Here is a 13,615-nt window from a genome sequence, read left to right as displayed (position 1 = left end):
CGAACCGCCGTGACATTCGGGCCACATGAAAAAATATTGCACCGCAGCACGCATCCATCCGCGCCGCCGTTCGTATCTGCGGCTCCCCCAACACACGCAGAGGTATTGCGATGTTTAAGTATGCTTTGATTTCAACGGCCGCGCTGGCAACCGTTCTCGGTGCCGCTCCGGCCATGGCGCAGGACACCGACGACAAGGGTTTCAGCGGTTTCTACATTGGCGGCTCGGTGGGCGCAGCGGTCCAGCCCAATGACGGCGCGACCTCGTCGATCCTGTTCGACCGCGACCTTAACGGGTCGTTCGGCGACACGGTGACCACAGCGGCGGGTGCCAACGCGTTTTCGCCCGGCTTCTGCGGCGGCGCGGCGACATCGGCCCAGCCCACCGCCTGTACGAAGGACAAGGACGCCATCGAATATATGGGCCGCGTCGGGTTCGACATCCAGCGCGGACCGATCGTGTTCGGGCTCGTCGCCGAGGGCGGCCGTGCCGAAATCACCGACAGCGTGTCGGCATTCAGCACTACGCCCGCTTTCTACACGATGACGCGTGACTTGCGCTACAACGCCGGGCTGCGTGCCCGTGTCGGCTACACGCCGAACAACTCGACGCTGTTCTATGCGACCGGCGGCGGGGCCTATGGCAAGGTCCGCAACAGCTTTACCACGTCGAACACCGCGAACAGCTTCACGGTCAGCGGTAACAGCGACGCCTGGGGCTATGCTGGCGGCGGCGGCGTCGAGCAGAAGATCGGCAAGAACTTCTCGATCGGCCTCGAATATCTCTACACCGATTTGAAGGACAACAAGGGTCGCGTCCGCGTCGGCGCGGGCACGGCGCCCGCGACCAACCCGTTCCTGCTGGCGGGTGCCGGCGGCACCGATTTCCAGCGCAGCGACAACCGCTTCCGCTGGCACGCGATCCGCGCGGTCGCGACGTTCCGCTTCTAGGCGATGGTACAAGGGGGCGGGTATCGGCCCGCCCCCTTGCAAGTGCCGCGCCGTGCCCCCACCAACGGGTGAACGCGAAAGGCGAACCCGATGGACCTGCCGGACCCTGAAGACAGTTTCGTCGTTCTCGCTGACGCGCCGCTGGCCGACCGCGCGGAGCAGATGTTTCCGGCGCTCGACGCCGGACAGATCGACCGCATCGCCAAACTCGGTGAGCGCCTGAGTTTTGCTGACGGCGACCTGCTATTCGAGCGGGGCAAGGAAGGCCCGGGCTTCTTCGTCATGCTTTCGGGATGGGTGGTCATCACCAACCGCGACGCCGGGGGCCATGACGTCACCATCGTCGAGCAGGGGCCGGGCCAGTTCCTCGCCGAAACCGGTCAACTCGCCGGGCGTCCCGCACTGGTCGACGGGCGCGCACGCGGGCCGGTCGAGGTGCTGCTGCTGACGCCTGAGGCGCTCAGGCAATTGCTGATCGTCGATGCCGCCATCGGCGAAATGGTGATGCGCGCGCTCATTCTGCGCCGGGTATCGTTGATCCAGAGCGGGGCGGGCGGCCCGATCCTGATCGGTACGGCTGGAATGCCCGACCTTGTCCGGCTGGAGACGTTCTGCGAGCGCAACGGCACGCCCAAAACCGTGCTCGACCCCGCGACCGACGACGATGCCAAGGCGCTGATCGAACGCTTCGGCGTGTCCGACGACGACCTGCCGATTGCGGTCTGTCCCAATGGCGAAGTGCTACGCAACCCCACCGACCGCGCGCTCGCGCATTGTCTGGGGCTCGATACCATCGATACCGCGACGACGTTCGACGTCGCGATCGTGGGGGCTGGCCCTGCGGGGCTGGCGGCGGCGGTCTATGCCGCATCGGAAGGGTTGAGCGTCGTGGTGCTCGACGCGCGCGCCTACGGCGGACAGGCGGGGGCATCGGCGCGGATCGAGAATTATCTCGGTTTTCCGACCGGTATTTCGGGGCAGGCGCTCGCGGGCCGCGCGTTCGGACAGGCACAGAAATTCGGGGCGCAGATCGCGATTCCGGTGACCGTCGAAAAGCTCGATTGCAGCCGCAAGACGCCCAGCCTTGTGCTCGGCGACGGACGCCGGGTGCGGGCGCGCAGCATCGTTGTGGCCAGCGGTGCGGCCTACCGCCGCCCGTCGGTGCAGGGGCTGCAACGCTATGAAGGGCGCGGCGTATCGTACTGGGCGTCGCCCATCGAGGCGCGATTGGTGAAGGGCGAGGAAGTCGCGCTGGTCGGCGGCGGCAATTCGGCGGGGCAGGCAGTGGTGTTCCTCGCGGGCCATTGCAACAAGGTGAACCTCGTCGTCCGCCGTCCGCTGGCGGAGACGATGTCGAACTATCTGATCGAACGGATCGCCGCGCTGCCCAATGTCACCCTCCATGTCGGCAGCGAGATCAGCGAACTGCATGGCAACAAGGACGGGCTGACCGGGGTGACATGGCGCAACCGCGATACGGGCGAGGAGGCAAGCTGCGACAGCCGCTACCTGTTCCTGTTCATCGGGGCCGATCCCAATTCGGCGTGGCTGGGCGAATGCGACGCGGTGCGCGACCGCAAGGGGTTCGTGATGACCGGCGACGCGTTGGAGGGTGAGGCGCTGAAAGGGGCGGGGTGGCATCTGGACCGCAAGCCGATGCCGCTCGAAACCAGCATCCCCGGTGTATTCGCCATCGGCGACGTGCGCGCCGGTTCGGTTAAACGCGTTGCGGCGGGGGTGGGCGAGGGCGCGGCCGTCGTCGCGCAACTGCACGGTTATCTGGCCGATGTCGGGGGGACCGGCTGACGCGGGGCTGTTCTGTTGTCCTCTTCTTCGAGCGTTAGCGAGTAGTCCGGCCGAGCGTCAGCGAGGTCTCTCGTCGTAAGCGAAGTGTTCTCGCTAACGCTCGAACGAGCACCTCGCTGGCGCTCGGCGAAGAGGTAAGTTCACGCCGTCGTTTTCGGCAAAGTCAGCGTTACCGCCAGCCCGCCGCTGTCCGCTTCGCCAAGTGCCAGCGTGCCGCCATAAAGCTCGGCCAGTTCGCGGGTGATCGACAGGCCGAAGCCGTGCCCATCACCGCGCTCGTCGAGGCGGCGTCCGGCGACCAGCGCGGCGTCGCGCGCTTCCGCCGTCAGCCCGGGGCCATCGTCGGTTATCGTGATCGCCACGGTCGTGCCTGCCGGTGTCGCCGAGATGCGGATCGTCGTGCCGGCCCAGCGCCACGCATTATCGAGCAGATTGCCGAGCATCTCGTCCAGGTCCTGCGGGTCGCACGCGACGGCCAGATCGGACGCGACCGCAATTTCGACTGCCCGTTTGCGGTCGCCGTGGATGCGGGCCAACGTGTCGACCAGATCGGCAACATGCGGGTGCAGCGGCGTCGCCTGCCGCTCGGGTCGCCCGGGGGCTGCGGCACGCGCACGGGCGAGGTGGTGGCGGATGCTCGCATCCATCCGTTCGGCAAGTTCGCGCAAGGCACCGTCGGGGTCGTGTCCACCTTCATCGAGCTTGACCCTGAGCGCGGCGAGCGGCGTTTTCAGGCCGTGCGCCAGATTGGCAACATGGCGGCGCGCATTCTCCAGCCCCGCCTCGTTCTGGTCGATCAGCGCGTTGAGTTCGTCGACCAGGCCGCGCAGTTCGAGTGGCTGGTCGGGCGGCACGTGCCGCGCCTGCCCCTGTCGCACCGCCGCCAGCGACGCCTGTAGCCCGCGTAACGGGCGCAGGCCGAAGCGGAGTTGCAGGAAGATCGCGGCGATCAGCACGATGCCGAGAATCAGCAGCGACCAGGTCAGCGGTACCAGTGCCTGTCGCAAGGGCCGTTCGGCAATGGCGCGCGGACCCGCGGCGGTAATGACGACCGGCCCGCGCGGTGTCTCCAGCGTGAGAATGCGGAAATGCACCGCACCGCCGCTGCGGCTGATGCCGTCGACCGGTCGCGGCTCGTTGCCGCGCTCGCGCCAATGGCGTTCGCGCCGCGGTTGCAGCACCGGATCGGGCATCGCCGCCGTGCCGAGCGACTCCGAACGCAGCACCTGATCGGGCGCACGAATCTGCCACGCCCAGTCCGACCCGCGCCGGTCGAACGGCGGGGCATCGACCGCGAGCGCCGTATCGAGACTGCCATCGGGCCGCACCGCGCGCACCAGTAGCGAAATCTGCGCGTCGAGCCGCGCATCGAGCCCGCGCATCACGAAACGTTCGAGGACATTGCCGATCGACAGCCCCGCCGCGACCAGCGCGATGACGATGAACAGGCCCGCGCTGGCGAGCAGCCGTCCGTAAAGCGAGCGCGGCACCAGTCTCATTCGCGCTTCCCGGTCAGCTCGTACCCGCGCCCGCGCACTGTCTCGATCATTGCCGGGCCCAGCTTTTTCCGCAGCCGCCAGACGATGACGTCGAGCGTGTTCGAATCGACATCGGCATCGCCCTCGTACACCCGCTCGATCAGCTGGCTGCGCTCGACGACCGTGCCCGCGCGCAAGGCAAGGCACGACAGTACGCGCCATTCGAACGCCGTCAATTTCAGCGGCAGGCCGTCGAGTTCGAATACGCCGGTCTGCGACTCAAAGGTCAGCGGCCCGCTGACGATGCGCGTCGCCGCATGACCCGCGGCGCGCCGCACCGATGCGCGCAGCCGCATCACCAGTTCCTCGACGCGGAAGGGCTTGGTCATGAAATCGTCGGCCCCGGCCTTGAACCCCTCGACCTTTTCCGACCAGCCGTCGCGCGCGGTCAGGATCAGGACGGGCATCGTCCGGCCCTCTGCCCGCCATTCGCGCAGGATCGACCAGCCGTCGCGCTTGGGCAGGCCGAGGTCGAGCACCACCGCATCGTAGATTTCGGTCGAGCCGAGATGCCCGCCATCCTCGCCGTCGGGCGCAATATCGACGGCGAAGTTCTCGGCGCGCAGCGCACGGGCGATGGCCCCCGCCAAAGTCGCATCGTCTTCCACCAGCAAGATACGCAAACGACGGTCCTTTCGCGGGCGGCGGGATAGGCCGCCAACCTCAACCCAATCTGAACGGCGCGGTTCAGCGCAGGTGACCGTCGATACCCTAGAACGCCGCCATCAACGACGAAAAGGAGTCGCATTTTGGAAAATGAAACCGTCAAGCCGCGCTGGTCCGCGTCGCGTACCAAGCTGGCCTTGGCCGCCGTCGCCCTTGTCGGCGTGGGGGCCGTCGGTGCCTATACCGTCGGCGCAACCCGGCCGGGGATCGAGATGGCCCCGCTGACTCCGGTCGCGATCAAGTCGCTGGCGGACGGCAGCAATGTCATCACGGTGAAGGGACAGGTCGCCGAGGTTTACGGCAGCCGCTTCATCCTCGCCGACGCCAGCGGCAAGACATTGGTCGATACCGGCAAACCGCGCCGCGATTTCGGCGGGCTGATGTCGCCTGCGCCGCTGGTCACGACCGGCCAGCCCGTCACGGTGCAGGGCCGCTTCGGCAACGGGTCGCTGCATGCGAGCTTCCTGATCGGTCCCGACGGCAAGGTCGTGGCGCTGCGCGGGATGCACGGCGGGCATGATCGCGATGGCGGCGGCCGCCACGGAGAACGCGGCTGGCGCGGGGATGGCCCGCGTGGAGAGGCTCCGCCACCGGTTGCGCCTGCGACAACGCCCGAGACGCCACCGGTTGCCGCCAAGCAATGAAGAAAAGGGTGCTGCATCGACCGATGCAGCGCCCTTTTCGTATCTACCCTCCGGCACGAACGCCGTTCAGCGGACGCGCGGCCCCCCGAAGGGTAGCGGCGGCGGGGCGCGGCGGTCGCGGCGCGGCATTTGGGCCTGATACGCCTGCCCGCAATGCGCGACGCAATAGGGGAAGCCCGGGTTCACCGTGTCGCCGCAAAAATGGAAATCGGGCTCGCCGGGATGACCCAGCGGCCATTTGCAGATGCGGTCGTTAAGGTCGAGCAGGCTGGTCTTGTCGGCAATCTCGGGACTGGGCCGCGCGGGGACAAGGCGGCGCGGCGGTGCGGGAGTCGCCGGCGGGGCCTGATCGCCCGGACCCTGACGCAGGAAGCCGCCGGGGCCGATGGAGCGCAGCTGTGCGCCGGTCGGGCCGCTGGGGATCGCGGGCGGGAAGGGCGAGGGCGGCGGCGCGGGCTGGCGCGCCACGACCTCTGTCACGACGCGCGGTGCAGGCTTGGGCGCGGGCGGCGTTGGCGTAACCGGCGAAGGCGCGGGGGCCGGTGCCGCGGCCTTTGGCTCGGGTTCGTTCGCCTTGACCGGCGAAGGGCGCGCTTCCAGCGCCAGCCGGTGGGCCTTGCCGATCACCGCATTACGGCTGACCCCGCCAAGGGTTTCCGCGATCTGGCTCGCGGTCATGCCTTTTTCCCACATCGTCTTCAGCTGGTCGATGCGCTCGTCGGTCCATGCCATCTAAATCGGTCGTCCCAAAGCTTGCCCGTTGCAGGGTGAAAGCGGAGCCGATAGTCGCTCATGCCATGAACGACCAGCCCCAGAAAATCGCACCCGCCAGCGCCATCCGTGCCGAACCGGGGGTTCCGGTCATCACCAACGTCAACTGGGGCGGGTTGCAGACGCTCTATATCAAGGAGGTGCGCCGTTTTTTCAAGGTGCAGCTCCAGACGATCTGGGCACCGGCGATTACCACCCTGCTGTTCCTTGCCATCTTCACGGTGTCGACCGGCGGGCGCACGCCAGTGGGCATCGGTGGGGCGACCATTGCGTTCGCCGACTTCCTCGCGCCCGGCCTCATTGTCATGGGGATGATGCAGAACGCCTTCGCCAATTCCAGTTTCTCGCTGCTTGTCGGCAAGATGCAGGGGACGATCGTCGACTATCTGATGCCGCCGCTGTCGGTCGGCGAATTGCTGACCGCGCTGGTCGGCGGGGCCGTGACCCGCGCCATATTGGTTGGCGCGGCGATCTGGGTCGTCATGCTGTTCTGGCCGGGGGTGCATGTCGGTGTGACGCATTTCTGGGCGGTGATCTGGTTCGGGCTGATGGGTTCGGCGATGCTGTCGCTGATCGGGGTGCTGACGTCGATCTGGGCAGAGAAGTTCGATCATGCCGCGGTCGTCGGTAATTTTGTTGTGGCGCCGCTGTCGCTGCTGTCGGGGACATTCTACGCCATCGACAGGCTTGCGCCCGCTTTCCAGACATTCAGCCGGTTCAACCCGTTCCATTATGTGATTTCGGGGTTCCGCTACGGCTTCATCGGCGCGGCAGACTCGCCAGTAGCAGTGGGTGCGCTGGGCCTGCTCGGCCTCAACCTGGTGCTTACCGCGATCTGCTACGCCGTGCTCAAAAGCGGGTGGAAATTGCGGAGCTAGGATTCGGTTGCAAACTGCTACCGGCATGATACCACCAGCGTAATGACGGGGAGTAGCATGCGCGGTGCGATAACGGTGTTGGTGACATGCTTGCTCGCAGCGTGCGGGCAGCAGCCTGCCGTCCCGACGACTTCCGCGCCGCCGCAAGTTCGTATCGCGCAAGTCGGCGGTGCGACCGTCCCCGATGCGATCACGTCGACCGGGACGGTAGGCTGGCGGCGCGAAACAACGCTCGGCTTTACCAGCTCAGGCCGGATCGCGGCAATGCGCGTCGATGAAGGCGACGATGTCCGGTCCGGCCAGTTGCTGGCCGCGCTCGATTCGACAACGGTCGGCGCAGCGGTGTCCGCTGCGCGAGCCGAACGCGACCGTGCCGCCGCCGAGTATGTGCGCAGTGCCAAGCTGCTCGAACAAGGCTGGGTAACGCGGCCCCGGGTCGATAATGCCCGCGCGGCATTGATTGCAGCCGAGGCCAATGTCCGCAGCGCGGGGTTCCAGTCCCGCAACGCAGCCATTGTCGCGCCGGGCGCGGGTGTCGTACTCGCGCGGCTGACCGATACAGGACAAGTGGTCGCGGCAGGGACACCGGTGCTGGTCGTCGGCGAAGCAAGCGGGGGCCGCGTCATCCGTCTGCCACTGGCCGACCGCGATGCGGCGCGACTTCGCATCGGTGCGCCTGCCACCATCCGCCTTGCGGCTGTAGAAGGCGAATTTGCTGGATCGGTCGTCGAGATAGGCGGACGTGCACAGCAGGCAACGGGCACCTTCACGGTCGAGATCGCATTGCCCAATGATGCGCGGTTGCGCGCAGGGCAGATCGGCACAGTCTCGATTATCGCCAGTGGTGTTGGCAGCCTGAGCCTCGCCGTTCCGCCCGCCGCCGTTTTCGCCCCGCGCGCCGGACAAGCGTTCGTTTATGTCGTCGATTCCAAGGCCAAGCGGGTCAAACTACGCCGCGTCAGCATCGGCGAGGCTAGCGACAGCGCCATACGCGTCACCGGTGGACTTCAACCCGGAGAATGGGTGGCTACATCGCGCATAGACCGGCTGGCGGACAATATGGCGATCGAGCCGCTGCGGTCCACCAAATGAATCTGACTGCATTTGCGGTCCGGCGCTGGCAGGCGACGTTGGTCGTCTTCCTGCTGATCGCGGTGCTTGGCATTACGGCCTTCATCGGCATCCCACGCTCGGTCGATCCGCATTTCCCGTTCTCGCTTACGATCACGACGGTCGTCCTGCCCGGTGCCGACGCCGCCGAGGTCGAAGAGACGATTGCCAAGCCGCTCGAAGAGGCGCTGCAAAGTCTCGATCATGTCCGCGAGATCCGCTCGACGTCCAGCGAAGGAATTGCGCTCATCGCGGTCGAATTCGAACACGGCACCGACGCCGATCAGGCGCTCGACCGCACGGTGCGTGTCGTCCAGTCGGCGCGCGACCAACTACCGCAAGGTATTGCGCGCATCAATTTCCGTCGCCCGCGTCCGACCGAGGCAGCAGTGCTGCAACTGGCGTTGGTTAGTGACAGTGGATCGTGGCGGCGGATGGCGAAATACGCGCAGGATTTACGCGAACGGCTTTATGTCGTGCCGGGCGTGCGCCAGGTCGCAATCGACGGCGCGGCGAACCCCGAAGTGCGCGTAGCTATCGACGCGGGGCGACTGGCCGAGGCGCGCATCCCAGCGTCGACGGTTGCCAATGCCATCCGGCAGGGCGGTATCGATCTGCCCGCCGGAGCGGTCAGCGCAGAGGGTCGGCGGTTCAACATCGACGCGGGCGGCGCGTACCGCGATGTCGAGACGATCAGGCGCGTCCCGGTGCGCGCAGGCAGCGGTGCGCTTACGACGGTCGGCGACCTAGCGACCGTAGATTGGGCGGAGGCCGAACAGACCCACATCGCGCGCTTCAACGGCAAGCGCGCACTCTGGGTATCGATCCGGCAAAAAGACGGCGTCGATGCGGGCACCTTGCGGAATGCGCTGGTCAAGGCGGTCGGCGACTTCCGTGCTGATTTGCCGCCCGACATGAATATCGAAGTCGGGTTCGACCAGAGCCGCGATATCGCGCGGCGTCTTGGGGAACTTGCCCGCGATTTCGGCATTGCGCTCGCGCTGGTAATGATCACCATTCTGCCGCTCGGACCCCGGCCCTCACTGATCGTAATGATCTCGATCCCGCTGTCGCTCGCGATGGGTATATTGGTGCTTGCGCTGTGCGGCTTCACGCTCAACCAGATCAGCATTTCGGGGTTCATCATTTCGCTCGGCCTGCTCGTTGATGACTCCATCGTCGTCACCGAAAATATCGAGCGCCACATCCGCGATGGCGATCCTCCCGAAACGGCGGCAATCAGGGGCACGCGCGAGATTACTGCTGCTGTCATCGGGGCGACCGGCGTGCTGATTTTCGCCTTTCTGCCACTCGCCTTCCTGCCCGAAGGGTCGGGCGATTTCGTGCGCGGGCTGCCGCTGGCGGTGATCTTTACCGTCGCCAGTTCGATGATCGTTTCGCTGACGCTCATCCCCTTCGTCGCGAGCAAGCTGCTCAAGCCCCACGCACCCAAGGGCAACCGGTTGCTGCGCGGGCTAACCGGATTGATCGAACGCTTCTACGCGCCGCTGCTGCACCGCGCGCTCGACCAGCCGCGCCGCTGGTTTTGGGGGGCAATGACATTGTGCCTTGCGGCGTTCGCGCTTGTGCCAGTGTTGGGGTTCAGCCTGTTCCCCTCCGCCGACGTCCCCTATTTCCTCGTGCGCGTACAGGCCCCGGAAGGCAGTTCGATCGCGGCGACGGACAAGGCGGTGCGCGATGTCGCGCAAATCCTGAAGCGCGAGACTTCGGTTGCGGCGCTGATGGAAAATGCGGGGAGTGGCAACCCGCAGATTTATTACAACATCCTGCCGACCGAACAGCAGCCGCGCTACGGCGACATCTTCGTCAACATGAAGGAATGGGATGTCCGTGAAAGCCCGGCGATGATCCGGCGGCTGCGCGCGACGTTCGACACCTATCCCGACGCTCGGGTTAGCGTGGTCCGGTTCGAAAACGGGCCTCCCGTGGAAGCGCCGATCGCGGTCCGGATCAGCGGGCCAGACACAAATGTCTTGAAAGACCTCGCGGCAAAGGTTGCGACGGCGCTCGAGGGACTTGAGGGCGTTCGCGATGTCGACAACGCCGTGGGTTACGACCGCGTGGATATCGATCTGGGGTTCGACGAGGGCAAGGCCGCGCTGCTCGGCGTTGCCCCCGGCGAAGCGCGCCGCGCGCTACGGCTGGCGATTTCCGGCGAGCAAGCAAGCAGCCTGCGCGATGCCGAGGGCGACAGCTGGCCGGTTATCGTGCGTTTGCCTACGGTGGAGGGGCAGCGGGTCTCGGCGCTTTCCCAGGTCTACGTGCCGACCACGGCGGGTGGCAGCATACCCCTGACCGAAATCGCACAACCGACGCTGAAGAGCGCCATCCCCGTCATCAACCGGCTGAAACTGCAGCGCACCGTCACCGTCCGCGCCTATAACCGCGACGGCTATCTCGCGTCGTCGCTCACCCAAAAGGTCGAGGATAAATTGGCCACAATCCCCCTGCCGACCGGTTACCGGTTCGGCCTGGGCGGCGAGGCCGAACAGGCGACGCGCAGCTTTTCCGGGTTGGGTCCGGTCATTCTGCTGACAGTGTTCGGCATTTTCGGCGTGCTCGTGCTTGAATTCGGGCGCTTTCGCGAGACTATCGTTGTCGCGGGCGTCATCCCGCTCGGGACGTTCGGCGGGCTGATCGCGCTGTTGCTGACTGGCTATTCGATGTCGTTCCTCGCGATAATCGGGTTCGTTGCGCTGATCGGGATCGAGATCAAGAATTCGATCCTGCTGGTCGATTTCACCGCACAACTGCGGGAACGCGGGATGCCGTTGCGCGAGGCCATCGAAAAGGCAGGCGAGATCCGTTTCCTGCCCGTGCTGCTGACCTCGGTGACCGCTATCGGTGGTTTGCTGCCCCTCGCGATCGGCGGCAGCGCGCTATACTCGCCGCTGGCATGGGTCATAATCGGGGGGCTGGTGAGTTCCACGCTGCTCAGTCGCATCATTACGCCGGTCATGTATTTGCTCGCCGCTCGCGGCGAGGAGGCGCGGGCACGGGCGATTGACGGCGCAACCCCCGCTTCGGTATAGTCTGCCTTCGCAACGAGGCGGCCATTCGGGTCGCCTTTTTCATTTTTGCGCGAAAGGCCGTTCCGATGACGATCACCGCCCTCATGCCCGTCTATCCCCGCTGCGGGGTACGGCCGGTGCGCGGCGAGGGGGTGTATCTCTATGGCGAACGAGGCGAGAAATATCTCGATTTCGCAGCCGGGATCGCGGTCAACGCGCTCGGCCATGGCCATCCGCATCTGACCAAGGCGATTGCCGATCAGGCGGCGACGCTGATGCATGTGTCGAACCTTTACGGGTCGCCGCAGGGCGAGGCGCTGGCGCAGCGGATCGTCGACAACTCGTTCGCCGATACGGTGTTCTTCACCAATTCGGGCGTCGAGGCCATCGAGTGCGCGATCAAGACGGCGCGGCGCTATCATTTCGTCAACGGCGCGCCCGAACGGCACAAGCTCATCACGTTCAAGAATGCGTTCCACGGGCGCTCGCTCGGCGCGATCTCCGCGACGGACGGCAAGATGCGCGACGGGTTCGAGCCGCTGTTGCCGGGTTTCGCCTATGCGAAAATGAACGATCTGGAGGGCGCTCTCGCGCTCATCGACGACGAGACCGCCGCGTTCATGGTCGAAACGGTGCAGGGCGAAGGCGGGATGACGGCGGGAACGCCCGAATTCATCCGGGGCCTGCGCAAGGCATGCGACGACCATGGCCTGCTGCTCATCCTCGACGAAATCCAGTGCGGCTATGGACGCACCGGCAAGATGTGGGCGTATGAGCACTACGGCATCACGCCCGATATCATGACCGTGGCAAAAGGCATCGGCGGCGGCTTTCCGCTCGGCGCGTGCCTCGCAACCGAGGAAGCGGCCAAGGGCATGGTCGCGGGGACGCATGGCTCGACCTATGGCGGCAATCCGCTCGGCATGGCGGCGGGGATGGCGGTGCTCGATGTGATGCTCGAACCCGGTTTCCTCGAGCATGTCACCGCCATGGGCGAGCGACTGCGCGCGAGTTTCGAGCAGCTGTTGCCGAACCACGACCACCTGTTCGAGGAAATCCGGGGCAAGGGCCTGATGCTCGGTATCAAAATGAAGGAGCCGGCGGTCAGCCGCGATTTCGTGGCGCATTTGCGCGACAATCACGGCTTGTTGACGGTCGCGGCGGGCGAAAATGTGTTCCGCGTGCTGCCGCCGCTGGTGATCGAGGAAAGCCATATCGCCGAATGCATCGAGCGGCTGTCGGCAGGCGCGGCGAGCTACGCTCTCCCGCTAGCAGCCTGATGCGTCACTTCCTCGACCTGTCGTCGGCGGGGGCGGACGGGATCGCGGCTATGATCGCCGATGCGCTCGACCGGAAAGCAGCGCGGGCAGGGTGGCCGAAGGGCCGGACCGATGCCGACGCGCCGCTTGCGGGGCATGTGCTGGCGATGATCTTCGAGAAATCGTCGACGCGCACCCGCGTGTCGTTCGACATGGCGATGCGCCAGCTGGGCGGCACGACCATCGTCATGGACGCAGGCTCGATGCAGCTTGGGCGCGGCGAAACGGTAACGGACACCGCGCGCGTCCTGTCGCGCTATGTCGACGCGATCATGATCCGCACCGACGACCCGGCGAAGCTCGCCGAGATGGCGACGCACGCGACGGTGCCGGTCATCAACGGCCTGACCGACGCCTCGCACCCGTGCCAGATCGTCGCCGACCTCCAGACGATTGTCGAAAGCGGCTACAGCCTGCCGGGGCTGAAGGTCGCTTGGTTGGGCGACGGCAACAATGTGCTGGCGTCGCTGATGGAAGCGGCCGGTCTGATGCACTTCGATGTGGTCGCGGCTTGCCCGCAGGGATTTATGCCGTCCGAAGCGGACGTCGCGCTCGGCAAAGGACGCGCGCGCGTCGTCGGCACGCCGCAGGAAGCGGTCGAAGGGGCCGATATCGTCGTTACCGACACCTGGATCTCGATGGGTCAGGCGCAAGCCGAGACCAAGCTTGCGGCAATGATGCCGTTTCAGGTGACGAGCACCCTGATGGCGGGTGCGAAGCCGGGTGCGAAGTTCCTCCACTGTCTGCCCGCGCATCGCGGCGAGGAAGTGACGGCCGAGGTCATCGACGGCCCGCAGTCGGCGATCTGGGACGAGGCGGAAAACCGTTTGCACGCGCAGAAATCGGTGCTGTTATGGTGCTTCGGGCTGCTGGGTTGAGGGTGCGGCGACGCGTCCCCATG

General features: G+C 66.0%; 11 protein-coding genes. 8 read left to right on the top strand and 3 right to left on the bottom strand.

Going from position 1 to position 13,615, the window contains the following annotated elements:
• The first annotated feature begins 110 nt into the window (after positions 1-110).
• Both M0209_RS07660 and M0209_RS07655 read left to right on the top strand, forming a co-directional pair.
• Positions 111-950 carry an outer membrane protein gene (locus M0209_RS07660; protein ID WP_258887690.1) on the top strand — a complete coding sequence of 280 codons (840 nt, stop codon included), beginning with the start codon at positions 111-113 and terminating at the stop codon, positions 948-950.
• A gap of 90 nt (positions 951-1,040) precedes the next feature.
• Positions 1,041-2,756, top strand: a complete 1,716-nt coding sequence (locus tag M0209_RS07655; RefSeq protein WP_258887689.1) for a cyclic nucleotide-binding domain-containing thioredoxin-disulfide reductase — start codon at positions 1,041-1,043, stop codon at positions 2,754-2,756.
• A gap of 140 nt (positions 2,757-2,896) precedes the next feature.
• On the opposite strand, the gene M0209_RS07650 is transcribed toward M0209_RS07655, so the two are convergent.
• The gene (locus M0209_RS07650; protein WP_258887688.1) at positions 2,897-4,255 is read right to left on the bottom strand and encodes a HAMP domain-containing sensor histidine kinase; all 1,359 of its coding nucleotides are present in this window, start codon (positions 4,253-4,255) and stop codon (positions 2,897-2,899) included.
• The gene (locus tag M0209_RS07645; RefSeq protein WP_258887687.1) at positions 4,252-4,917 is read right to left on the bottom strand and encodes a response regulator transcription factor; all 666 of its coding nucleotides are present in this window, start codon (positions 4,915-4,917) and stop codon (positions 4,252-4,254) included. Before M0209_RS07645 ends, M0209_RS07650 begins: the two co-directional genes overlap by 4 nt.
• A 126-nt stretch (positions 4,918-5,043) precedes the next feature.
• Here M0209_RS07645 and M0209_RS07640 point away from each other — a divergent pair, with 126 nt between their 5' ends.
• Complete coding sequence (locus M0209_RS07640; protein ID WP_258887686.1) at positions 5,044-5,604, top strand: hypothetical protein; 561 nt, start codon at positions 5,044-5,046, stop codon at positions 5,602-5,604.
• Between the two features lie 66 nt (positions 5,605-5,670).
• Here the strand turns inward: M0209_RS07640 and M0209_RS07635 are convergent, their stop codons facing one another.
• The gene (locus M0209_RS07635) at positions 5,671-6,336 is read right to left on the bottom strand and encodes a GcrA family cell cycle regulator (protein ID WP_258887685.1); all 666 of its coding nucleotides are present in this window, start codon (positions 6,334-6,336) and stop codon (positions 5,671-5,673) included.
• Positions 6,337-6,401: 65 nt separating this feature from the next.
• Here M0209_RS07635 and M0209_RS07630 point away from each other — a divergent pair, with 65 nt between their 5' ends.
• The 5 genes from M0209_RS07630 to argF all read left to right on the top strand — a co-directional run bounded on the left by M0209_RS07630 (position 6,402) and on the right by argF (position 13,592).
• Positions 6,402-7,253: an ABC transporter permease gene (locus M0209_RS07630; RefSeq protein ID WP_258887684.1), complete on the top strand. Its 852-nt coding sequence runs from the start codon at positions 6,402-6,404 to the stop codon at positions 7,251-7,253.
• Positions 7,254-7,295: 42 nt separating this feature from the next.
• Entirely contained in the window at positions 7,296-8,345 is a 1,050-nt protein-coding gene (locus M0209_RS07625) for an efflux RND transporter periplasmic adaptor subunit (RefSeq protein WP_258887683.1), read from the top strand.
• Entirely contained in the window at positions 8,342-11,416 is a 3,075-nt protein-coding gene (locus M0209_RS07620) for an efflux RND transporter permease subunit (RefSeq protein WP_258887682.1), read from the top strand. Before M0209_RS07625 ends, M0209_RS07620 begins: the two co-directional genes overlap by 4 nt.
• 65 nt (positions 11,417-11,481) lie before the next feature.
• A complete protein-coding gene (locus M0209_RS07615) occupies positions 11,482-12,675 on the top strand; it encodes an aspartate aminotransferase family protein (RefSeq protein WP_258887681.1) in 1,194 nt (397 codons plus the stop codon).
• The gene (gene argF, locus M0209_RS07610; RefSeq protein ID WP_258887680.1) at positions 12,675-13,592 is read left to right on the top strand and encodes an ornithine carbamoyltransferase; all 918 of its coding nucleotides are present in this window, start codon (positions 12,675-12,677) and stop codon (positions 13,590-13,592) included. Before M0209_RS07615 ends, argF begins: the two co-directional genes overlap by 1 nt.
• The last annotated feature ends 23 nt before the right edge of the window (positions 13,593-13,615 follow it).

Origin of the sequence: Sphingomonas sp. SUN039 (assembly GCF_024758725.1) — a bacterium.
Taxonomy (GTDB): domain Bacteria; phylum Pseudomonadota; class Alphaproteobacteria; order Sphingomonadales; family Sphingomonadaceae; genus Sphingomonas_O.
The sequence above is the reverse complement of the archived record's forward strand: the minus strand, read 5'-3'. Positions and strand labels throughout refer to the sequence as shown.